The 21,175-nt window shown below is 70.8% G+C and carries 15 protein-coding genes; 8 read left to right on the forward strand and 7 right to left on the reverse strand.

Annotated features, from left to right (window positions below; translation table 11 throughout):
- Positions 1 to 24: 24 nt before the first annotated feature.
- From ACFU3E_RS16675 to ACFU3E_RS16685, 3 genes are all read right to left on the reverse strand, one after another.
- The gene (locus ACFU3E_RS16675) at positions 25 to 603 is read right to left on the reverse strand and encodes a hypothetical protein (RefSeq protein WP_384157779.1); all 579 of its coding nucleotides are present in this window, start codon (positions 601 to 603) and stop codon (positions 25 to 27) included.
- 319 nt (positions 604 to 922) lie between these two features.
- Positions 923 to 1,825 carry a tRNA (adenine-N1)-methyltransferase gene (locus ACFU3E_RS16680; protein ID WP_031141913.1) on the reverse strand — a complete coding sequence of 301 codons (903 nt, stop codon included), beginning with the start codon at positions 1,823 to 1,825 and terminating at the stop codon, positions 923 to 925.
- Positions 1,826 to 1,863: 38 nt separating this feature from the next.
- Complete coding sequence (locus ACFU3E_RS16685) at positions 1,864 to 3,714, reverse strand: site-2 protease family protein (protein ID WP_384157782.1); 1,851 nt, start codon at positions 3,712 to 3,714, stop codon at positions 1,864 to 1,866.
- 186 nt (positions 3,715 to 3,900) lie between these two features.
- Between ACFU3E_RS16685 and ACFU3E_RS16690 the strand changes: the two genes are divergently transcribed.
- Both ACFU3E_RS16690 and ACFU3E_RS16695 read left to right on the forward strand, forming a co-directional pair.
- Positions 3,901 to 4,959 (forward strand): RecB family exonuclease, encoded by a 1,059-nt coding sequence (locus ACFU3E_RS16690; RefSeq protein ID WP_384157785.1) that lies wholly within the window; start codon positions 3,901 to 3,903, stop codon positions 4,957 to 4,959.
- A 14-nt stretch (positions 4,960 to 4,973) separates the two neighbouring features.
- A complete protein-coding gene (locus tag ACFU3E_RS16695) occupies positions 4,974 to 5,645 on the forward strand; it encodes a response regulator transcription factor (RefSeq protein WP_020141342.1) in 672 nt (223 codons plus the stop codon).
- Positions 5,646 to 5,715: 70 nt separating this feature from the next.
- Here ACFU3E_RS16695 and ACFU3E_RS16700 read toward each other — a convergent pair whose 3' ends face one another.
- The 4 genes from ACFU3E_RS16700 to metH form a co-directional block, all read right to left on the reverse strand.
- Entirely contained in the window at positions 5,716 to 7,299 is a 1,584-nt protein-coding gene (locus tag ACFU3E_RS16700) for an ABC transporter substrate-binding protein (RefSeq protein ID WP_384157788.1), read from the reverse strand.
- A gap of 108 nt (positions 7,300 to 7,407) precedes the next feature.
- Positions 7,408 to 9,012: an ABC transporter substrate-binding protein gene (locus ACFU3E_RS16705; RefSeq protein WP_384157791.1), complete on the reverse strand. Its 1,605-nt coding sequence runs from the start codon at positions 9,010 to 9,012 to the stop codon at positions 7,408 to 7,410.
- A gap of 408 nt (positions 9,013 to 9,420) precedes the next feature.
- The gene (locus ACFU3E_RS16710; protein ID WP_384157794.1) at positions 9,421 to 10,122 is read right to left on the reverse strand and encodes an HAD family hydrolase; all 702 of its coding nucleotides are present in this window, start codon (positions 10,120 to 10,122) and stop codon (positions 9,421 to 9,423) included.
- Between the two features lie 169 nt (positions 10,123 to 10,291).
- Entirely contained in the window at positions 10,292 to 13,807 is a 3,516-nt protein-coding gene (metH, locus tag ACFU3E_RS16715; RefSeq protein WP_384157797.1) for a methionine synthase, read from the reverse strand.
- A 305-nt stretch (positions 13,808 to 14,112) separates the two neighbouring features.
- Here metH and ACFU3E_RS16720 point away from each other — a divergent pair, with 305 nt between their 5' ends.
- The 6 genes from ACFU3E_RS16720 (at position 14,113) to ACFU3E_RS16745 (ending at position 21,134) form a co-directional block, all read left to right on the forward strand.
- On the forward strand, positions 14,113 to 14,886 hold the full coding sequence (locus ACFU3E_RS16720; RefSeq protein ID WP_384157800.1) for an IclR family transcriptional regulator: 774 nt from the start codon (positions 14,113 to 14,115) through the stop codon (positions 14,884 to 14,886).
- A 262-nt stretch (positions 14,887 to 15,148) separates the two neighbouring features.
- Entirely contained in the window at positions 15,149 to 15,943 is a 795-nt protein-coding gene (locus ACFU3E_RS16725) for an MIP/aquaporin family protein (RefSeq protein WP_384157803.1), read from the forward strand.
- 83 nt (positions 15,944 to 16,026) lie between these two features.
- Positions 16,027 to 17,565 carry a glycerol kinase GlpK gene (gene glpK / locus ACFU3E_RS16730; RefSeq protein WP_384157806.1) on the forward strand — a complete coding sequence of 513 codons (1,539 nt, stop codon included), beginning with the start codon at positions 16,027 to 16,029 and terminating at the stop codon, positions 17,563 to 17,565.
- Between the two features lie 8 nt (positions 17,566 to 17,573).
- Positions 17,574 to 19,190: an FAD-dependent oxidoreductase gene (locus tag ACFU3E_RS16735; RefSeq protein ID WP_384157809.1), complete on the forward strand. Its 1,617-nt coding sequence runs from the start codon at positions 17,574 to 17,576 to the stop codon at positions 19,188 to 19,190.
- Positions 19,191 to 19,320: 130 nt separating this feature from the next.
- Complete coding sequence (locus tag ACFU3E_RS16740; RefSeq protein ID WP_384157812.1) at positions 19,321 to 19,992, forward strand: FadR/GntR family transcriptional regulator; 672 nt, start codon at positions 19,321 to 19,323, stop codon at positions 19,990 to 19,992.
- A gap of 158 nt (positions 19,993 to 20,150) precedes the next feature.
- Positions 20,151 to 21,134: a PAC2 family protein gene (locus ACFU3E_RS16745; RefSeq protein ID WP_384157815.1), complete on the forward strand. Its 984-nt coding sequence runs from the start codon at positions 20,151 to 20,153 to the stop codon at positions 21,132 to 21,134.
- Positions 21,135 to 21,175: the final 41 nt, after the last annotated feature.

The following is a 21,175-nucleotide window of genomic DNA, read 5'->3' on the forward strand; positions in this document are numbered from 1 at the left end:
CTCACAAGCGGCGTCGCAGGCGCCTCACACGCTGCGGGCTCCGGCCGGGGTCGAGCGGACGAACGAGCCGCCGTGCCAACGCCATTTCGCGTCGCTCTTCTCGTCGGGGCAGCAACGCGGCACGTCGGCCGACGAGTAGCCGAGGAGCGTGGCCGTGACGGCGCCGTCGCGCACGGCGACGTCGGCGACGGTGGTGCCGTCCTCGGGGTCGAGCAGGGTGGCCACGACGCGGGGCTTGCCGCCGTCGGCGTCGCGCGTGAGGACGTACACGCCGTCGGGCGGGGTTCCCATCGGGGAGTCGCAGTGGACCACGGCCACCGTCTCGGGCCGGCCGTCGCCGTCGAGGTCTCCGGAAGCCCGCTTCTCCACCACGGCCTTCACGGGGCCGCACTCGATCGGGAACCCCACCGCGGCCGGGTCGGGCGGAGTCATGTGGGCCGGTGCGCTCCTGGTCTCGGGGGCGGCCGGCTGGGCCGCCGTCGCCGCGCCGGGCTGCAGGACGGAGGAGAAGGCCACGACGCCCGCGACGGCCGTCGCGGTGGCGAGCCAGTGGATGGGGCGGGTGTGGGCGTGGGCGAGCTCCGGGACGGCGGAAGACTGCACTAGGAGGGGCTCCTGAGGCTGTGCCGGTGGGGTGGCCAGCATGGTGCCATACGTCACACCGCGAGGGAACGGCGGGGTGTGCACGTCTCATGCCGGGGAAGGCAGAAGGGTTGCGGTTCCTGCCACTGTGTCAGCGGGCCGGTGCGGACCGGTCCCCCGCTGCGTCACGGTGTACGTCGTGACGGCCTTCGCGGCAGGTCAACGGCGTTCCTCGAGAGTGCATCCGGGGCGGCAACGCAACGGCGCCGTGCCGCAGTTCCGGTGTGGATCCGGGAACTCCGGCACGGCGCCGTTGCGTTGGATGCGGTGACGGTCCGCCTCAGCGGGCGGTGCCGCCGTCGGCGTTGGGGCCTGCGTAGTCCTCGCCGTAGGCGCCCTTGGCGGGGCGGCGGCGGCGCATGGGCGGCTCGACGCCGTCGGCGAGGCGGCGGGCGGTGAGCAGGAAGCCGGTGTGGCCGATCATCCGGTGGTCCGGGCGGACGGCCAGGCCCTCGATGTGCCAGTTGCGGATCATCGTCTCCCAGGAGGTCGGCTCGTTGAAGCAGCCGATCTCGCGGATGGACTCGACGGTCCGGGCGAGCTGCGTGGTGGTCGCCACGTAGCAGCACAGGATGCCACCGGGGACGAGCGCCTTGGAGACGGCCTCCAGGCACTCCCAGGGGGCGAGCATGTCGAGGATGACGCGGTCGACGTCGGCGTCGGACAGGTTGTCCTGGAGGTCGCCGACGGTGAGCTGCCAGGCGGGGTGCGGACCGCCGAAATAGCGCTCCACGTTGGCCTGGGCGATCTCGGCGAAGTCCGCCCGGCGCTCGTAGCTGTGCAGCATGCCCTGGTCGCCGATGGCCCGCAGCAGGAAGCTGCTGAGCGATCCGGAGCCGACGCCCGCTTCCACGACGCGCGCGCCGGGGAAGATGTCGGCGAAGGCGAGGATCTGCCCCGCGTCCTTGGGGTAGACCACGGCGGCGCCGCGGGGCATGGACAGGACGTAGTCGGGGAGCAGGGGGCGCAGCGCGAGGTAGGCGACGTTCCCCGTGGTGCGGACAACGCTGCCCTCGGGAGCGCCGATCAGTTCGTCGTGCGGGAAGGAACCCTTGTGGGTGTGGAAGTTCTTCCCGGCCTCGAGCGTGAACGTGTAGTGGCGGCCCTTGGGGTCGGTCAGCTGAACCTGGTCCCCGACCTTGAAGGGCCCGCGCCTGCGGGCGGCACCGGTCGGTTCGGACATGTGACCAGCCTACCGGCCCCGGAGAGGGCCGCCGACCACTAGGACGGCCTCGCCATCGCCTTGACGAAGGCGCGCTCCACGTCGGCCGCCGACAGGACGCCGTAGATCTCGCCGGTCTCCTCCACCACCAGGTACTCGGTGGCCGGGGTGGCGCGCAGGGCGTCCAGGAGTTCCTCGCCCGACAGTTCCGCCGAGACGCGCATGCCGTCGGTGAGGTCCTGGGCGAGGCCGCTGACGGCGACCCAGGGACGGCGGTGCTCGGGCACGCCCACGATGGCGGCCTCGCGGACGAGGGAGAGAGGCTGGCCGTCGGCGTCGACGACGACCAGGGCGCGGGCTCCTGCGGCGTTGGCGCGGCGCAGGGCCTCCGAGAGCGGGGTGTCGGTCTCGACGGGGACCGCGCGGCGGGTGAGCGTCCGGGCGCGCAGCTCGGGGAGGTGCTCGCGCAGGCGGGCCATGCGCAGGCTGTTGCCGGCGCCGGTCCAGATGATCGCGGCGAGGATGGCGGCGAGCAGGGCGTCGAGGACGGTGTCCATGCCGACGCTGTCGACGGCCTCGGTGCCGAGGGCGCCGGACTGGGTCAGCAGGGGCAGTCCGATGAGCACGGAGACGGCGAGGGCGCGGCCGACCCAGGCGGCGGCGATGGTGCCCTTCATCGGCTTGCCGGTGATCTTCCAGACGACGGCGCGGAGCATCCGGCCGCCGTCGAGGGGCAGGCCGGGCAGGAGGTTGAACGCGGCCACGATGAGGTTGGAGATCATCAGGCCCGCGAGCAGGACGCCTGGGACGGTGCCGGGTTCCACGGCCTGCACGGCGGCGTAGAAGACGCCGGCGAGGACGAGGGAGAGCAGGGGCCCGACGAAGGCGAGCACGAACTCCCGGCCGGGGGTCTCGGCCTCCTTCTCGATCTCGGAGACGCCGCCGAAGAACTGGAGCTGGATGCGGCGGACCGGGAGCTTGAAGCGGAGGGCTGCGACGGTGTGGGCCAGTTCGTGGACGAGCACGGAGGCGTAGAAGGCGACCGCGAAGAAGAGGGAGACCAGGTAGCGGGCGGCACCGAGCTCGGGCAGCACGCGCTCCAGTTGGCCGCCGAACACCCAGGTGATCAGCGCGGCCACGAGGAACCAGCTCGGCGCGACGTACACGGGCACCCCGAAGGGCCGCCCCATGAGCAGCCCGCCGCGGGGCTCCGGCCGCTGGGGGGCGGGGCCCTTGCCGTCGGCGGAGCGGGCCGGGGGGCGGTGGCTGCGGGGAGGGGCGGAGGGGCCGGGGTGGTGGGTCGGGTGGCCGGGATCCGGGGCGGGGGCGGAGGGCTGCTGCGGGCGGTTCGGCTCACCGGAGTTCGGGGCCTGCGCCTTGTGCAGGCGGTCCGCCTCGGGCCGGTCGGCGGCTGGTGTCTCGTGCGGGCCGCCGGCGTGGGCGCGGTCGGGGTGGGTGTCGCCCTCCGGGGCATCGCCGCCGTCGCGCTCGCCGGGGGCGGGTGCGGCCTGCGGTACGTCCGCGTCGGCGCGTGCGGGTGCCGCGTGCGGGCCGCCGGCGTAGGCGCGGTCGGGGTGCGTGTCGCCCTCCTGCGGACGGCTTGCGTCGGACTCGGCGGGGCCGGGGGTCTCGTCACCCTGCGTCGGCCGGGCCGGTGAAGCGCCGGTGACGGGGCGCCGGTCCGCTGCCGAGGCGTCCCCCGGGGTGTCTGCCGCCGGGGTGTCGGCGGGTGCGGCCGGACCGGTCGGCTCCGGTCCCGGGGTGGGCTGCTCAGGGGTGGAGCGGTGCCCGTCCGTGGGCTGCTCGTCGGCGGGGGCCGGGTCGGTGGCCCGGGGCGCAAGCCCCTCGTGGCGCTCGGCCGACTCGTCGTTGCCGGACCGCGGCTGCCCGCGCCCGCCGCTCTCGTCCACCGGTGTCCCCTCGTCGAAGCGTCTCCCGCGCCTGCCGGACGGGAGGGTCTCGAGTCGATGGTATGCGTCCGCCGAGGTGCGTTCCGCCCCGGCACCCCTGTGTTTCCCGTACGTCGGCCTCCCCTCCCGGCTTCCTCACGGAACGCGGCTGGGTCACTGTCAGTGGCGGGCCGTATGGTCTGGGGCATGGACACGAGCAGCGAGGGCGCGGCGCCGCCCGGGAGCAGCCCTGCCGCGGCGGCGGATCCGCCGGGCCCGGCCGGGCCCGCGGAGACGGCGGTGCAGACGGTGGCAGAGGCGCGGACGGTGACGGAGGCGACGGCCGGGACCGCCGCCGTGAGCGACGTCGTGACCGGGTCCACCGCCATACCGCCCGCCTCGCTGTCCCCCTCGCGTGCCAGTGACTTCATGCAGTGCCCGCTGCTCTACCGCTTCCGGGTCATCGACCGGCTGCCGGAGAAGCCGAGCGAGGCGGCGACCAGGGGCACGCTGGTGCACGCGGTCCTGGAGCGGCTCTTCGACGCCCCGGCCGCCGAGCGCACGGCGCCCCGGGCGAAGTCGCTGGTCCCCGGCCAGTGGGACCGGCTGCGCGAGACGCGGCCGGAGGTCGTGGAGCTGTTCGCCGACGACCCGCAGGGTGAGCGGCTGGCGCGCTGGCTGGGCGAGGCGGAGCAGCTCGTGGAGCGCTGGTTCACCCTGGAGGACCCCAGCCGTCTGGAGCCGGCCGAGCGGGAGCTGTTCGTCGAGGCCGAGCTGGAGTCCGGGCTGCGGCTGCGCGGCATCATCGACCGGGTCGACGTGGCGCCCACGGGCGAGGTCCGCATCGTCGACTACAAGACGGGTAAGGCGCCGAGGCCGGAGTACTCCGAGGGCGCCCTGTTCCAGATGAAGTTCTACGCGCTGGTGGTGTGGCGGCTGAAGAACGTGGTCCCCCGGCGGCTCCAGCTGGTCTACCTCGGCAGCGGCCAGGTGCTGACGTACGACCCGGTCCTCGCCGATCTGGAGCGGGTCGAGCGCAAACTGCTGGCGCTGTGGGAGGCGATCCGGCTGGCGACGGAGACGGGCGACTGGCGGCCGCGCCCCACCAAGCTGTGCGGCTGGTGCGACCACCAGGCCCACTGCCCGGAGTTCGGCGGCACTCCCCCGCCGTACCCGCTGCCGGTGCGCGCGGCGGACGTTCCGGCGCAACCGGTGAGGGCGGCTGAGTCCGGCGGACCCGCGCAGGGCAGAATGGGGCCGGACTAGCGAAGGAGACTTACGTGGCCATCCGCGTCCTACTGGTCGACGACCAGCCGCTGCTCCGAACCGGCTTCCGGATGATCCTGGAGGCCGAGCAGGACATCGCGGTCGTCGGCGAGGCCGGAGACGGCCTCCAGGCGCTCGACCAGGTGCGGGCCCTGCAGCCCGACGTGGTCCTGATGGACATCCGCATGCCGCGGATGGACGGTGTGGAGGCGACCCGGCAGATCACCGGGCCCGGGCGGGACGGCCCGGCGAAGGTGCTGGTGCTGACCACCTTCGATCTCGACGAGTACGTCGTGGAGGCGCTGCGGGCCGGGGCCAGCGGCTTCCTGCTCAAGGACGCGCCCGCCAACGAGCTGGTGCAGGCCATCCGGGTCGTCGCCGCGGGCGAGGCCATGCTCGCGCCGAGCATCACCCGCCGGCTGCTCGACAAGTACGCCACGCACCTGCCGTCGGGTGACGAGCCGGTGCCGGACACGCTGCACACCCTCACCGACCGCGAGGTCGAGGTGCTGAAGCTGGTGGCGCGCGGGCTGTCCAACGCGGAGATCGCCGCCGACCTGTTCGTCAGCGAGACCACCGTCAAGACGCACGTCGGGCATGTGCTGACCAAGCTGGGCCTGCGCGACCGCGTGCAGGCCGCGGTGTACGCGTACGAGAGCGGGCTGGTGCGCCCCGGCGCGCAGTAGCGGCTTGCGAGCGGATACGGGAGAGGGCGCCCCCCGCGAATGGGGGGGCGCCCTTCTTCGCGCCTGTGGGTCAGACGTCCTTGCTGAGCTCCCAGAACCGGAACACCGTCGAGGCGTCGAGGCAGTACTCCAGGCCGTACACGCCGTCGCGGACGACCGCGTACTGCTTGGCCTGCCACACCGGCAGGACGGGGAGTTCGTCGGCGACGATGTCCTGCAGCTCCCCGTACTCCTTGTCCGTGGCGGCCCGGTCGGTCAGGGCGGCGGTGCGCGGGATGAGCGAGCCGGTGATCGTGCCGTTGTCGTAGTTGTTGCCCAGCACGTTGCCCTTGCCGAAGAAGGGGGCCGTGAAGTTGTCGGCGTCCGGGTAGTCCGGCACCCAGCCCTTCACGTAGACGCCGTACTTGCCGGCGGCGATGTCCTTCTCGTACTGGCCGAAGGGGACGGACTTGACCTCGGCGTCGAACAGGCCGCTGGCGTTGAGCTGCCCGGCGATGGCGGTCAGTTCCTGGTCGGTCGCGGGGCCGTAGCGGGACGGGGTCGACCAGAGGGTCAGCTTCACCTTGCCGCTGATGCCGTCCTCGCGTAGTGCGGCCTGGGCCTTGGACCTGGAGGGGCGGGCGCCGTAGGTGTCGAAGAAGGCCGTGTTGTGGCCTGCGATACCGGCCGGGATGATCGAGTACAGCGGGGTCGCGGTGCCCTGGTAGACGTCCCTGATGAGGGCTTCGCGGTCGAGCAGGTGGGCGATGGCCTTGCGGACGCCGAGCTTTCCGGCGACCGGGTCGTCCATGTTGAACACCAGGTGCTGGACCTCGGCGCTGCTGCCCTCGACGACCTCGACGCCGGTGCCGTCGTCGGCCTTCTCCGTGTCGGCGATGTCGCCCGCGGTGAGACCGCGGTAGGCGATGTCGACGTCCCCGTTCTGGATGGCCTGCTTCAGCGCCGTCTGGTCGCCGTCGAAGAACTTGAGCGTCACGCCGGTGTTGTTCACCTTGGCGGTGCCCTTGTAGTTCTCGTTGACGGAGAAGACCGCCTGCCCGTCGTCGAACGAGTCGAGCTGGTAGGGCCCGGAGCCGACCGCCTTGCCGTCCTTGCGGAGCCCGTCCGCGTCGTACTGGGCGTGGTCGACGATGGAGCCGGCACCGGAGGCGATCTTGCTCGGGAAGGTGGCGTCGGCCGTGTTGAGGCGGAAGACGACCGTCTTCTCGTCCGGCGTCTCGACCTTGTCCAGCATGGGGAACATGATCGCGGGCCCGTCGGGGTCGTTGATCTTCAGCATGCGGTCGAAGGAGAACTTGACGTCCTCGGAGGTGAGCTCGTCACCGTTGCTGAACTTGAGGCCGTCCTTCAGCGTGCACTTGTAGACCGTCGTCTGCGTGTCGGAGAAGGCACAGCTCTCGGCGGCCTCGGGCTGCGGTTCCGTGGCGCCCTTAGGGAAGCTCAGCAGGGACTGGAAGACGTTGTTGAACAACAGCCAGGAGCCGGGGTCGTAGCCGGAGGCCGGGTCCGTGGCCAGGACGTCGTCGGACATCCCCACCACCACATTGGAGCCGTCCCCCTCGGAGTCTCCGCTCTCCGTGCCGCAGCCGGTCAGCAGTCCGGAGGCGAGGCCCGCCACGATGGGCAGGACCGGCCACTGGTTGCGTATGTTCACGTGTGTGCCTTGTCGTCGGTTCTCGAGAACTCCCGGAGCATGTCCCTGGCTCCGGGGCACGGTTCCCCGGGGGCCGCGGTGACAGGCCTCGGGGATCCAGTGGGTCCGTCAGTCGCTCACGCCCCGCCCGAGTTCCCACAGCTGGAGCGTCGAGGCGGAGTTGAGCGCGTACGCGGTACCCGTGATGTCGTCGCGTGCGGCGACGTACTGCTTGCCCTGCCACAGCGGCAGCACCGGCACGTCACCGGCGACGATGTCCTGAATGTCCGTCAGGCTGGTGGAGGCGGACAGCCGGTCCGCCTCACGGCGGGACTCGGGGATCAGGGTGTTGCGGATCTGGCTGTTGTCGTACGGCGAGCCGAGGGTGTTGTCGGCGTCGAGGAACGGCGCGAGGAAGTTGTCGGCGTCCGGGAAGTCCGGGAACCAGCCCATGCCGTAGACGTCGTACTCGCCCTTCTTCTCGGCCGGGCGGAACGTGTCCCAGGCGGTGCCCTTGATCTTGACCTCGAACAGGCCGCTGGAGTTCAGCTGGTCGCGCAGGACCTCGAACTCCTTCTTCGTGGCCGGGCCGTAGTGGTCGGTCGTGTAGTGCAGCGTCAGCTTCACGGGGGTGGTGATGTTCGCCTGGTTGAGCAGGGCACGGGCCTTGGTGACGTTCGGCTCGCCGTACTTGTTGAAGAACGAGTTGGAGTGGCCGGTGACGCTGGCCGGGACCAGCGAGTACAGCGGCTCGGCCTGGGAGCCGTAGACCTTGGAGACCAGTGCGCCGCGGTTGACGGTCTGGGCCATGGCCTGGCGCACGGCCTTGGACTTGACCGTCGAGGCGTCGGTGTTGAAGCCGAGGTAGCGGATCTCGAGGCCGGGCATCTCTACGAGGTCGATGTCGGTGTCCGCGTCGCCCGAGAGTCTGCGGATCTGTTCCGGCGACATGGTGCGGGTCATCAGGTCGATGTCGCCCTTGTCCAGCGCCTCGCCCATGGCGTCGGCGTCCTTGAAGGAGACCATGTCGACCTCGTCGTGGTTCACCTTGATGGTCCCCTTGTAGTCGGGGTTCCGGGTGAACTCGGCCTTGACCATCTCGCCGTTCTCGACATCGGCCTTGAGGGTGTACGGGCCGGAGCCCTCCAGGTCGAAGCCGTCGCGGAGCTTGCCCTTCGGATAGTCGTCGGGGTCGACGATGCCGGCGACCGGGGTCGACAGCTTGTACGGGAAGGTCGCGTCGGCGGTCTTGAGGTGGAAGATGACCTCACGGTCGCCCTGTGTCTCCACGGTGTCGATGGTGGACAGCAGCGCGAACACGCCACTGTCGGCCTTGAGGGAGCGGGCACGGTCGATGGAGTACTTCACGTCGGCCGCGGTGACAGCGTCGCCGTCCGCGAACTTCAGCCCGTCGCGCAGGGTGCAGGCGTAGCGCTCGTTGCCGGTGTCGGTGAAGCCGCACCGTTCGGCGGCCTCCGGTACCGGCTCACCCTCGCCGCGGGGCTGGATCATCAGGGTCTGCACGGTCTGGCGCAGGATGTTCCAGGTGCCGACGTCGTAGGCGTACGCCGGGTCGAGGGGCGCGGGGACGTCCTTCGAGGCGGTGAACCGGTCCGTGGTGCCGACGACGATCGCGCCGCTGTCGCCGCTCCCGCTGCCGGAGCCGCCGCAGGCGGCGAGCACCGGCGCGAGCAGACCGATCACGGCCGGCAGCACCAAGGTCTTGCGGTTCATGCTCGAGTTTCTCCAGAGCTGTCGACTCCGTGTACCCGGCATGCAGGGGTGGCGCAGCGGATCACGGAGGTGGGGCGATGTTCTCGCGACGAGATTAGTCGCGGCCGACAGGAAGCTTCGCAGCCACCGGAGTTGAGCACCCATCACGCTGCGGAACCGGGCGTGGACACACCGAAAACCCGACAGTGGAAGCTTTGGTGCAGTGTTCCATCAATCGGGACACAAGGGCACGTCGGCAGCCTTCTGGAGGGGGTGCGCAGCACACACCCGACCGGCTGTCGACCCCGGGTCGCGTGGGGAACGTCACAGCGTAAACGGGTTCGCAGGTACGGGAATTCACCCACCCGGAGGGGTTCGAATTCACCTTCGGAATTACCGCCCTAACGCCGCTGCACGCTGGGTGAACGCCTAGCGCATTTCCGTCATCAGTCCGTGCAGAAATGTCAGGTCGACCTCTTCGAGGGAGGTGACGACCGTGCGGCGCAGGGCCGGGGCGATGGGGGCCACGGAGGGCACGGCCACGACGTGGCAGCCCGCGGCCTCGGCTGCGGCGACCCCGGTCGCGGTGTCCTCGATGACCGCGCACCGGACCGGGTCCGCGTCGAGTCCGGCGGCGGCGGCGAGGTACGGGTCGGGGTGGGGCTTGGTGCGCGGCACCTCGTCACCGGCCACCGTCAGGCTGAAGTGGTGGGCGCCCAGCGAGGTCAGCACCCGGTCGATGATGCGCCGGTGCGAGGCGGAGACCAGGGCGGTGGGGATCTCGTACGCGTACAGCTCGGCGAGCAGCCGGCCGGCGCCCGGCATCAGCGGCAGGGCGCGGTCGATGCGGTCCTCGAAGCCGTCGTTCAGGAGCACGGTGACCTCGTCCAGGGTGATGTCGGCGCCGGTGGCCTCGATGAGGAAGCCCGCGCTGCGGGTCATGGGGCCGCCGACCACGACGTGCCGCCAGGACTCGTCGAGCGAGTGGCCGAGGGAGGCGAAGACCTCGACCTCGACGTCCCACCAGAAGCCCTCCGTGTCCACCAGGGTGCCGTCCATGTCGAGGAGCACGGCCTGCAGGGCCGACCCTTCGGCCGACCGGGTACCGAGCGCGGGGACCGTACTGGTCATCCACCTACCTCCTTGAGGGACGATCAGGCCGGTTCCCACGTGGGAACCGGCCTGCAGTGGACCGACCAGTCTACGTCGTCCGTGAGCGAAGTGCCTCGTTTAACAGCTGTGCCCCCGGGCACACCGTGGATACGCCGGGGGCCGCTGTGACGTGCACCGGAAGTACCGCTCAGCGGGCGTTGAAGTACTTCGCCTCGGGGTGGTGGATCACGATGGCGTCCGTGGACTGCTCGGGGTGCAGCTGGAACTCCTCGGACAGCTGGACGCCGATGCGCTCCGGCTGGAGCAGGTCGGCGATCTTGGCGCGGTCCTCCAGGTTGGGGCAGGCGCCGTAGCCGAGGGAGAAGCGGGCGCCCCGGTACTTCAGCTCGAACATGCCCTGCATCTCGTCCGGGTCCTCGCCGGCGAAGCCGAGTTCGGAGCGCACGCGCGCGTGCCAGTACTCGGCGAGCGCCTCGGCCAGCTGCACGGACAGCCCGTGCAGTTCGAGGTAGTCGCGGTAGGCGTTGGCCTCGAAGAGCCGCGCGGTCTCCTCACCGATGCGCGAGCCGACGGTGACGACCTGGAGGCCGACGACGTCCGTCTCGCCGGACTCCTCCGGGCGGAAGAAGTCGGCCAGGCACAGGCGGCGGCCCCGGCGCTGGCGCGGGAAGGTGAAGCGGGTGCGCTCGTTGCCCTGCTCGTCGAGGATGATCAGGTCGTCGTCCTTGGAGACGCACGGGAAGTAGCCGTAGACCACGGCCGCCTCCAGCAGGTTCTCCGTCTGGAGCCGGTCCAGCAGGCCGCGCAGCCGGGGGCGGCCCTCGCTCTCGACGAGCTCCTCGTAGGACGGGCCCTCGCCGGTGCGGGCCTGCTTCAGGCCCCACTGGCCCTTGAACAGGGCGCCCTCGTCGAGCCAGCTCGCGTATTCCTTGAGCTGGATGCCCTTGATCACGCGAGTGCCGCGGAAGGGCGGCTCGGGGACGGGGTTGTCGGTGGCGACGTCGGAGCGGACGTGCCCCTCCTCGGGGTGCTCGTCAGCGGCGGCCGGTGCCGTTGCCCTGACCCGGCGCTGCTTGAGCTCGGGCAGCTTCGCTCCGGGCACGCCCCGCTTGACGCCGATCAGGGCGTCCATCAGGCGCAGGCCCTCGAAGGCGTCGCGGGCGTAGCGGACCTCGCCCTGGTAGATCTCGTGCAGGTCCTGCTCGACGTAGGCGCGGGTGAGGGCGGCGCCGCCGAGGATGACCGGGTAGCCGGAGGCCAGGCCGCGCTGGTTGAGCTCCTCCAGGTTCTCCTTCATGATCACCGTGGACTTCACCAGGAGGCCGGACATGCCGATGACGTCGGCCTTGTGCTCCTCGGCGGCGTCCAGGATCGCGGAGACCGGTTGCTTGATGCCGAGGTTGACGACGTTGTAGCCGTTGTTGGTCAGGATGATGTCGACGAGGTTCTTGCCGATGTCGTGCACGTCTCCGCGCACGGTGGCCAGGACGATGGTGCCCTTTCCGGCCTCGTCGGTCTTCTCCATGTGCGGTTCGAGGTGGGCGACGGCCGTCTTCATGACCTCGGCGGACTGCAGGACGAACGGCAGCTGCATCTGGCCGGAGCCGAACAGCTCGCCGACGACCTTCATGCCCTCCAGCAGGGTCTCGTTGACGATGTCGAGGGCGGGCCGCTCCTGGAGGGCCTCGTCCAGATCGGCCTCCAGGCCGTTGCGCTCACCGTCGATGATGCGGCGCTTGAGGCGCTCGTCCAGCGGCAGGGCGGCCAGTTCCTCGGCCTTGCCGGCCTTGAGGGACTTGGCCGTGGCGCCTTCGAACAGCTGCATGAGCTTCTGGAGGGGGTCGTAGCCCTCGGCGCGGCGGTCGTGGATGAGGTCCAGGGCCGTGCGGACCTCCTCCTCGCTGAAGCGGGCGATCGGCAGGATCTTCGACGCGTGCACGATCGCCGAGTCCAGGCCCGCCTTGACGCACTCGTCGAGGAAGACGGAGTTCAGCAGGATGCGGGCGGCCGGGTTGAGACCGAAGGAGATGTTGGACAGGCCCAGCGTGGTCTGCACCTTCGGGTGGCGCCGCTTGAGTTCGCGGATGCCCTCGATGGTGGCGATGCCGTCCTTGCGGGACTCCTCCTGGCCGGTGCAGATGGTGAAGGTCAGGCAGTCGACGAGGATGTCCTCCTCGTGAATGCCCCAGTTGCCGGTCAGGTCGTCGATGAGCCGTTCGGCGATCTCGACCTTCTTCTCGGCGGTGCGGGCCTGGCCCTCCTCGTCGATGGTGAGCGCGATGAGGGCCGCGCCGTGCTCCCCGGCGAGGGCCGTGACCTTGGCGAAGCGGGACTCGGGGCCGTCGCCGTCCTCGTAGTTCACCGAGTTGATCACCGCGCGGCCGCCGAGCTTCTCCAGACCGGCCCGGATGACGTCGACCTCGGTGGAGTCCAGCACGATGGGCAGGGTGGAGGCGGTGGCGAAGCGGCCGGCCAGCTCCTGCATGTCGGCCACGCCGTCGCGGCCGACGTAGTCCACGCACAGGTCGAGCATGTGCGCGCCCTCGCGGATCTGGTCGCGGGCCATCTCCACGCAGTCGTCCCAGCGGCCGTCCAGCATGGCCTCGCGGAACTTCTTCGAGCCGTTGGCGTTGGTGCGCTCGCCGATGGCCAGGTAGGAGGTGTCCTGCCGGAACGGCACGGACTGGTACAGGGAGGCGGCGCCGGGCTCGGGCTGCGGGGCGCGCTCGGTGGGGGCGACGTCCCGGACACGCTCGACCAGCTGCCGCAGATGCTCGGGGGTGGTGCCGCAGCAGCCGCCGACGAGGGAGAGGCCGTAGTCGCGGACGAAGGTGCCCTGCGCCTCGGCCAGCTCGGGCGCGGTCAGCGGGTAGTGCGCGCCGTCCTTGGTCAGCACCGGCAGGCCCGCGTTGGGCATGCAGGACAGCGGGATGCGGGAGTGCCGGGACAGGAAGCGCAGGTGCTCGCTCATCTCGGCCGGGCCGGTGGCGCAGTTCAGGCCGATCATGTCGATGCCGAGGGGCTCCAGCGCTGTCAGGGCCGCGCCGATCTCGGAGCCGAGGAGCATGGTGCCGGTGGTCTCGACGGTCACCGAGACGATCAGCGGCACGGAGTGGCCGGTGGCCTCCATGGCCCGGCGGGCGGCGATGACGGAGGCCTTGGTCTGGAGCAGGTCCTGCGTGGTCTCCACGAGCAGCGCGTCGGCGCCGCCGGCGATCAGGCCCTCGGCGTTCTGCTGGTAGGCGTCCCGGATGGCGCCGAAGGTGGTGTGGCCGAGGGTGGGCAGCTTGGTGCCGGGTCCCATCGAGCCGAGCACCCAGCGCTGCTGCCCGGTGCTGCGGGTGAACTCGTCGGCCACCTCCCGGGCGATCCGGGCACCGGCCTCGGACAGCTCGGTGACGCGCTCGGGGATGTCGTACTCGCCGAGGGCGGTGAGGTTGGCGCCGAAGGTGTTGGTCTCCACGCAGTCCACACCGACGGCGAAGTATTCGGAGTGGACCGAACGGACGATGTCCGGGCGCGTCAGGTTGAGGATCTCGTTGCAGCCCTCGAGATTCTCGAAGTCCTCGAGCGTGGGGTCCTGCGCCTGGAGCATGGTGCCCATGGCTCCGTCGGCCACGACCACGCGGGTGGCCAGGGCTTCTCGGAGCGCGGACACACGGGCCCGGCTGTCTGCGGAAGGGGTCGGCGGCAACGAGGCCATGAAAAGGGCTCCCTCGGATGCGACGGCTGTCGGCTTTGCGGCTTCCCGGACAGCCGGAAGGCATCCGGGAAGGGGCGCACCGCGCCAGCGTAACCGGGAGTGGGCTTGGATGGGCATCGCGTCCACGGGCCGGACTCCGATGGCGCAGGAACGGCCGCCCGGGCGGCGCATCGGTGCCCGGCGGAGTAACAAATGACGACCGGCCATTAGCGGGAGGTCGGCATCGACCGGTAGTGTTCGACATTGCCGAACGAGGGCTGTGGTGCCGCTTGTCGGCGGTCGAAGGGGACGGAGGCAGTACGGCGATGGCACGGAACATCCAGTCGCTCGAACGGGCGGCCGCGATGCTGCGGCTGCTCGCGGGCGGCGAGCGGCGGCTCGGCCTGTCGGACATCGCCTCGTCGCTGGGCCTGGCCAAGGGCACCGCGCACGGCATCCTGCGCACCCTCCAGCAGGAGGGCTTCGTGGAGCAGGACGACGCCTCGGGGCGCTACCAGCTGGGGGCGGAGCTGCTGCGCCTGGGCACCACCTACCTCGATGTGCACGAGCTGCGGGCGCGCGCCCTGGTGTGGGCCGACGACCTGGCCCGTTCCAGCGGCGAGAGCGTCTACCTGGGCGTCCTGCACCAGCAGGGCGTGCTGATCGTGCACCACGTCTTCCGGCCCGACGACAGCCGGCAGGTCCTGGAGATCGGGGCCATGCAGCCGCTGCACTCCACGGCCCTGGGCAAGGTGCTGTCCGCCTACGACCCGGTGGCGCACAGCGAGGCCCTGGAAGCCGACCGCAAGGCGTTCACCGACCGGACGGTGTGCGAACCGGAGGACTTCGAGCACCTCCTCGACGTGACCCGCGCGCGCGGGTACGCGGCGGACGTGGAGGAGACCTGGGAGGGTGTCGCCTCGCTCGCCGCTCCCATCCACGACCGGCGGCGCATGCCGGTCGGCGCGGTCGGCATCACCGGCGCCGTCGAGCGGCTGTGCCGGTCCGACGAGGAGGGTGCGCTGCGGCCCGAGCTCATCGCGGCGGTCCGCGACTGCGCCCGCGCGGTCTCGCGGGACCTGGGCGCCGGGCGGTTCTGACGGCACACGAGCGGACCGGGGCGTCGTACGGCGTTCCGGTGTTCGGCATGTCCACGCTCACCTGCGGTAAAGATCCTTGGGCCCGCGGCGATCAGTAACGATCGTGTTATCGACTACACAGCTCTTGACGTGCTCGTAACCCCGAAGCAAGACTCCCGTCCATCGGTCGACATTGTCGAACAGCTACCGGCAATACGCGCTAGAGTGTGACAACGCCAGGCCGGTATCGAACTTCCCTGGACGTAGGACAAAGGAGTCGCGGGTGTCCAGCTCCGACATCTTCATCGGCGAGACCATCGGTACCGCCATACTCATCCTCCTCGGCGGCGGCGTCTGTGCCGCCGTCACGCTGAAGGCTTCCAAGGCCCGCAACGCCGGCTGGCTCGCCATCACCTTCGGGTGGGGCTTCGCGGTGCTCACGGCCGTCTACACCGCGGCGCCGCTGTCCGGCGCCCATCTGAACCCGGCCGTCACCATCGCGATCGCGATCAAGGACGGCGACTGGAAGAACGTCCCGGTCTACTGGGCCGGTCAGATCCTCGGCGCCATGATCGGTGCGGCCCTGGTCTGGATCGCTTACTACGGTCAGTTCCACACGCACCTCACCGACCGCGAGATAGTCGGCGGTCCGGGTGCGCAGGACACGGCGGTCAAGGCCGTCGAGGCGCAGGAGAAGGGCGCCGGCCCCGTGCTGGGCGTCTTCTCCACCGGCCCCGAGATCCGGGTCGCCTGGCAGAACGTCGCCACGGAGATCATCGGCACCATCGTGCTGGTGCTCGCCGTGCTCACGCAGGGCCTGAACGACAAGGGCAACGGCCTGGGCACCCTGGGCGCCCTGATCACCGCACTCGTCGTGGTCTCCATCGGCCTGTCCCTCGGCGGCCCGACGGGGTACGCGATCAACCCGGCCCGTGACCTCGGTCCGCGCATCGTGCACGCTCTGCTGCCGCTGCCCAACAAGGGCGGCTCCGACTGGGGCTACGCCTGGGTTCCCGTGGTGGGTCCGCTGATCGGCGGCGCCCTCGCGGCAGGCATCTACAACGTCGCATTCGTTTAGGAGCGATTCCCGCCCCTGCTGCGAAACTTCCAGCACGCGCCGTACGTAAAGCCCCATAAACCCGGAATGACCAGGAGCACACAGTGACCGACGCGCACACCGCCGGCCCCTTCATCGCAGCCATCGACCAGGGCACCACCTCCAGCCGCTGCATCGTCTTCGACCGGGACGGCCGGATCGTCTCCGTCGACCAGAAGGAGCACGAGCAGATCTTCCCGAAGCCGGGCTGGGTCGAGCACAACGCCACCGAGATCTGGACCAACGTCGAGGAGGTCGTCGCCGGGGCCATCGCCAAGGCCGGCATCACCCGCGACGACATCAAGGCCATCGGCATCACCAACCAGCGCGAGACGACCGTGCTGTGGGACAAGAACACCGGCGAGCCCGTCCACAACGCCATCGTCTGGCAGGACACCCGCACCGACGCCCTCTGCCGCGAGCTCGGCCGCAACGTCGGCCAGGACCGCTTCCGCCGCGAGACGGGTCTCCCTCTCGCCTCCTACTTCGCCGGCCCGAAGGCCCGCTGGCTGCTCGACAACGTCGACGGTCTGAAGGAGCGCGCCGAGGCGGGCGACATCCTCTTCGGCACCATGGACACCTGGGTCATCTGGAACCTGACCGGTGGTGTCGACGGCGGCAAGCACGTCACGGACGTCACCAACGCCTCGCGCACGATGCTCATGAACCTGCACACCATGCAGTGGGACGACAAGATCTGCGAGTCCATCGGCGTCCCGCAGCAGATCCTGCCCGAGATCCGTTCCTCCGCCGAGGTCTACGGCGAGATCACCGGCGGCAAGCTGGGCGACCTGCTCGGCGGCATCCCGGTCGCCTCCGCGCTCGGCGACCAGCAGGCCGCCCTGTTCGGCCAGACCTGTTTCGCCGAGGGCGAGACCAAGTCGACCTACGGCACCGGCACCTTCATGGTGATGAACACCGGTGACAAGATCATCAACTCGTACAGCGGCCTGCTGACCACGGTCGGCTACAAGATCGGCGAGCAGAAGACGGTCTACGCCCTGGAAGGCTCGATCGCCGTCACTGGTTCGCTGGTGCAGTGGATGCGCGACCAGATGGGCCTGATCTCCACCGCCGCCGAGATCGAGACCCTCGCCCTGTCGGTCGAGGACAACGGCGGCGCCTACTTCGTGCCGGCCTTCTCCGGCCTGTTCGCCCCGTACTGGCGCTCCGACGCCCGCGGCGTGATCGCCGGCCTGACCCGGTACGTCACCAAGGCGCACCTCGCGCGCGCCGTCCTGGAGGCCACCGCCTGGCAGACGCGGGAGATCGCCGACGCCATGACGAAGGACTCCGGCGTGGAGCTGGCCACCCTCAAGGTCGACGGCGGCATGACCTCCAACAACCTGCTGATGCAGACCCTCGCCGACTTCGTGGACGCCCCCGTGGTGCGCCCGATGGTCGCCGAGACCACCTGCCTCGGCGCCGCCTACGCCGCCGGTCTCGCCGTCGGCTTCTGGAACAGCACCGACGACCTGCGCGCCAACTGGCGCCGGGCCGCCGAGTGGACCCCCCGCATGGACGCGGAGACCCGCGCCCATGAGTACAAGAACTGGCTCAAGGCCGTCGAGCGGACCATGGGCTGGCTCGAGGACGAGGAGTAAGAAACAGCATGACCACCAAGTCCACCCTGCAGTCCGTACCTGCCCTGGGGACGCGCCCGGCCTCCGGCTCGAACCCGAGCCGAGCCGAGACCAGGGAGCAGCTCTCCAAGGCGTCGTACGACCTTCTCGTGATCGGCGGCGGCATCCTGGGCATCTCCACCGCCTGGCACGCCGCGCAGTCCGGCCTCAGGGTGGCTCTGGTGGACGCCGGCGACTTCGCCGGTGCCACGTCCTCCGCCTCCTCCAAGCTGCTCCACGGCGGTCTGCGCTACCTGCAGACCGGCGCGGTGAAGCTGGTGGCGGAGAACCACTTCGAGCGCCGTGCGGTCTCCCGCCAGGTGGCCCCCCACCTGGCGAACCCGCTCACGTTCTACCTCCCCGTGTACAAGGGCGGGCCGCACGGCGCGGCGAAGCTCGGCGCGGGCGTCTTCGCCTACTCCGCGCTCTCCGCGTTCGGTGACGGCGTCGGGCACCTGCTCTCCCCGGCCAAGGCCGCGCAGGACGTGCCCGAGCTGCGCACCGAGAACCTCAAGGCCGTGGCCGTGTACGGCGACGACCAGATGAACGACGCCCGCATGGCGCTGATGACGGTCCGCGGGGCCGTCGAGGCGGGTGCGGTCGTCCTCAACCACGCCGAGGTGACCGGACTGCGCTTCACCCAGGGCCGGGTCACCGGCGCCGAGCTGAAGGACCGCCTGTCCGGCGACGAGTTCGGCGTCAGCGCCCGGCTGGTACTGAACGCGACCGGCCCCTGGGTCGACCACCTGCGCAAGATGGAGGACCCGAAGGCGGCGCCGTCCATCCGCCTGTCGAAGGGTGCGCACCTGGTCCTCAAGCGCACCTCCCCCTGGAGGGCCGCGCTCGCGACCCCGATCGACAAGTACCGCATCACCTTCGCCCTCCCCTGGGAGGACATGCTGCTCCTCGGCACCACCGACGAGGAGTTCGAGGGCGACCCGGCGGATGTCTCCGTCACCGACAAGGACATATCCCAGATCCTCGACGAGGCCGCCTTCTCGGTCCGCGACCAGCAGCTGGACCGCGACCTCATCACGTACGCCTTCGCGGGGCTGCGCGTACTGCCGGGCGGCCCCGGCAGCACCGCCAAGGCCAAGCGCGAGACGGTGGTGACCGAGGGCCGGGGCGGCATGCTGTCCGTCGCGGGCGGCAAGTGGACCACGTTCCGCCACATCGGCCGCACCATCATGCAGAAGCTGGAGACGCTGCCGGGCCACCCGCTCGGCGACGACTTCGAGCCGATCAGCTCGCTGCCGAAGAAGCTGCCGCTGCCCGGCATCGCCAACCCGCGCGCGGTCGCCCACCGGCTGCTGACCGACCGCCCGGCGCCCGGTCCGCGCATGGCGGCCGACACGGCCAGGCACCTGGCCACGCACTACGGCTCGCTGGCGTTCGACATCGCCCGCCTGTCCAACGAGAGCCCCGAACTCGCCGAGCGCGTCCACCCCGACGCCCCGGAGATCTGGGCGCAGGTCGTCTGGGCCCGGGACCACGAGTGGGCCGAGACGCAGGACGACGTGCTGCGCCGCCGCACGACGTTGACGATCCGCGGCCTCGCCACGGACGACGTCCGCGCCAAGGTCCAGGACCTGCTCGACAAGAAGTAGGCCCGGCCACGGGGGCATCCCGTACCGGAAGGGGCGGCTCCACGCCGACGGAGCCGCCCCTTCGGCGTTCCCGACCCCCCATAATGACGTGATACGTCGGAGGTCTTGAGCGACACAGGGAGAGCTGGCCATGGCAGTCACCGACGACGCGATCGAGAAGATCAAGGGAATGATCGTCTCCGGCGCGCTGCGCCCGGGCGACCGGCTGCCCAAGGAGAGCGAACTCGCCGCCGATCTCGGCCTGTCGCGCAACTCGCTGCGGGAGGCCGTACGCGCCCTGTCCCTCATCCGGATCCTGGACGTCCGCCAGGGCGACGGCACGTACGTCACCAGCCTCGATCCTCAACTCCTGCTGGAGGCGATGAGTTTCGTCGTGGACTTCCACCGCGACGACACGGTCCTGGAGTTCCTGGCCGTCCGCCGCATCCTGGAGCCGGCCGCGACGGCCATGGCGGCCCTTCGGATCAGCGAGGGGCGACTGGAAGCGCTGACGGCCCAGATGGACAAGCTCGGCGAGAACCCGTCCGTGGAGGATCTGGTCGCCTGTGACCTGGAGTTCCACCGGGGCATCGTGCACAGCTCGGGCAACTCCGTGCTGTGCTCGCTGCTCGACGGGCTGTCGGGCCCCACCACCCGGGCCCGGATCTGGCGCGGCCTCACCCAGGAGGACGCCGTCGCCCGCACCCTGCGCGAGCACCGCGCGATCCTCGCCGCCCTGCGCGACCGGGACGCCGAGGCGGCCCGCTCGTGGGCGACCGTGCACATCGCGAGTGTGGAGCAGTGGCTGCGCTCCACGCTGTGACCAGGGCCTCACGCACCGCTCGGATGAGTCCGGGGTGTTCAGGGGCGGATCGCGGGGCAGTGATGGGGGCACTCCCCCTGCAAGGGGGCTGCGGAGGCCCCCGCGGCACGCCGTAAGGTTGGGTGGTCAGGCGAGGGCACGTCGGAAGGAGGCGCTGGGTGATCGAGCTCGAGGGGGTTCCCGAGCTGGTCGACCCGGTCATGGTGGCCGCGTTCGAGGGCTGGAACGATGCCGGCGACGCCGCCTCCACCGCGGTCGCGCATCTGGACAGGGAATGGAAGGGCGAGGTGTTCGCGGCGCTGGACGCCGAGGACTACTACGACTTCCAGGTCAACCGCCCGACGGTGTTCATGGAAGCAGGCGTCCGCAAGATCACCTGGCCCACGACCAGGCTGTCGGTGGTCCGGGTCGGCGGCGAGAAGCCACGCGATCTCGTGCTCGTCCGGGGCATCGAACCGTCCATGCGGTGGCGTTCGTTCTGCAACGAACTGCTCGGCTTCGCGCACGAACTGGGGGTGGAACTGGTGGTCGTCCTGGGCGCCCTGCTCGGCGACACCCCGCACACCCGGCCGGTTCCGATCAGCGGGACGACGTCCGACCCGGACCTGGCCCGTCGCATGGACCTGGAGGAGACCAAGTACGAGGGCCCCACGGGCATCGTCGGCGTCCTCCAGGAGGCGTGCACGCACGCGGGCGTCCCGGCCGTCTCACTGTGGGCGGCGGTGCCGCACTACGTGTCGCAGCCGCCGAACCCGAAGGCGACACTGGCCCTGCTGAACCGCCTGGAGGACCTGATCGACGTGCGCATCCCGCTGGGCGAGCTGCCCGAGGACGCGCGCGCCTGGCAGGTCGGCGTGGACCAGCTGGCCGCCGAGGACAGCGAGGTCGCCGAGTACGTCCAGTCTCTGGAGGAGGCCCGGGACACCGCCGAGCTGCCGGAGGCGTCCGGCGAGGCGATCGCCCGGGAGTTCGAGCGCTATCTGCGGCGCCACGACGGCGGCGGGCCGCCCGCGGCCGGCGGTCACGCCACGGCGGACGGCAGCGACAGCACGTCGTATCTGCGGGACAACCCCGGCGGCCGCACGCGCCCGCCGAAGCCGCCGAAGCCGGGCGCGGACGACGACGAGTCGTCGGAGGACTGAGGGCACCACACCAACGCAGAGGGGCGTCTCCCGGCCGGGAG

Source organism: Streptomyces sp. NPDC057424 (genome assembly GCF_042803315.1).
Lineage (GTDB): Bacteria > Actinomycetota > Actinomycetes > Streptomycetales > Streptomycetaceae > Streptomyces.

Excerpts from the sequence above, each read along its gene's own strand:
- ACFU3E_RS16705 (WP_384157791.1), bottom strand. The coding sequence starts at position 9,012 with ATGAACCGCAAGACCTTGGTGCTGCCGGCCGTGATCGGTCTGCTCGCG.
- ACFU3E_RS16690 (WP_384157785.1), top strand. The coding sequence starts at position 3,901 with ATGGACACGAGCAGCGAGGGCGCGGCGCCGCCCGGGAGCAGCCCTGCC.
- metH (WP_384157797.1), bottom strand. The coding sequence starts at position 13,807 with ATGGCCTCGTTGCCGCCGACCCCTTCCGCAGACAGCCGGGCCCGTGTG.
- ACFU3E_RS16720 (WP_384157800.1), top strand. The coding sequence starts at position 14,113 with ATGGCACGGAACATCCAGTCGCTCGAACGGGCGGCCGCGATGCTGCGG.
- ACFU3E_RS16680 (WP_031141913.1), bottom strand. The coding sequence starts at position 1,825 with ATGTCCGAACCGACCGGTGCCGCCCGCAGGCGCGGGCCCTTCAAGGTC.
- ACFU3E_RS16735 (WP_384157809.1), top strand. The coding sequence starts at position 17,574 with ATGACCACCAAGTCCACCCTGCAGTCCGTACCTGCCCTGGGGACGCGC.
- ACFU3E_RS16740 (WP_384157812.1), top strand. The coding sequence starts at position 19,321 with ATGGCAGTCACCGACGACGCGATCGAGAAGATCAAGGGAATGATCGTC.
- ACFU3E_RS16710 (WP_384157794.1), bottom strand. The coding sequence starts at position 10,122 with ATGACCAGTACGGTCCCCGCGCTCGGTACCCGGTCGGCCGAAGGGTCG.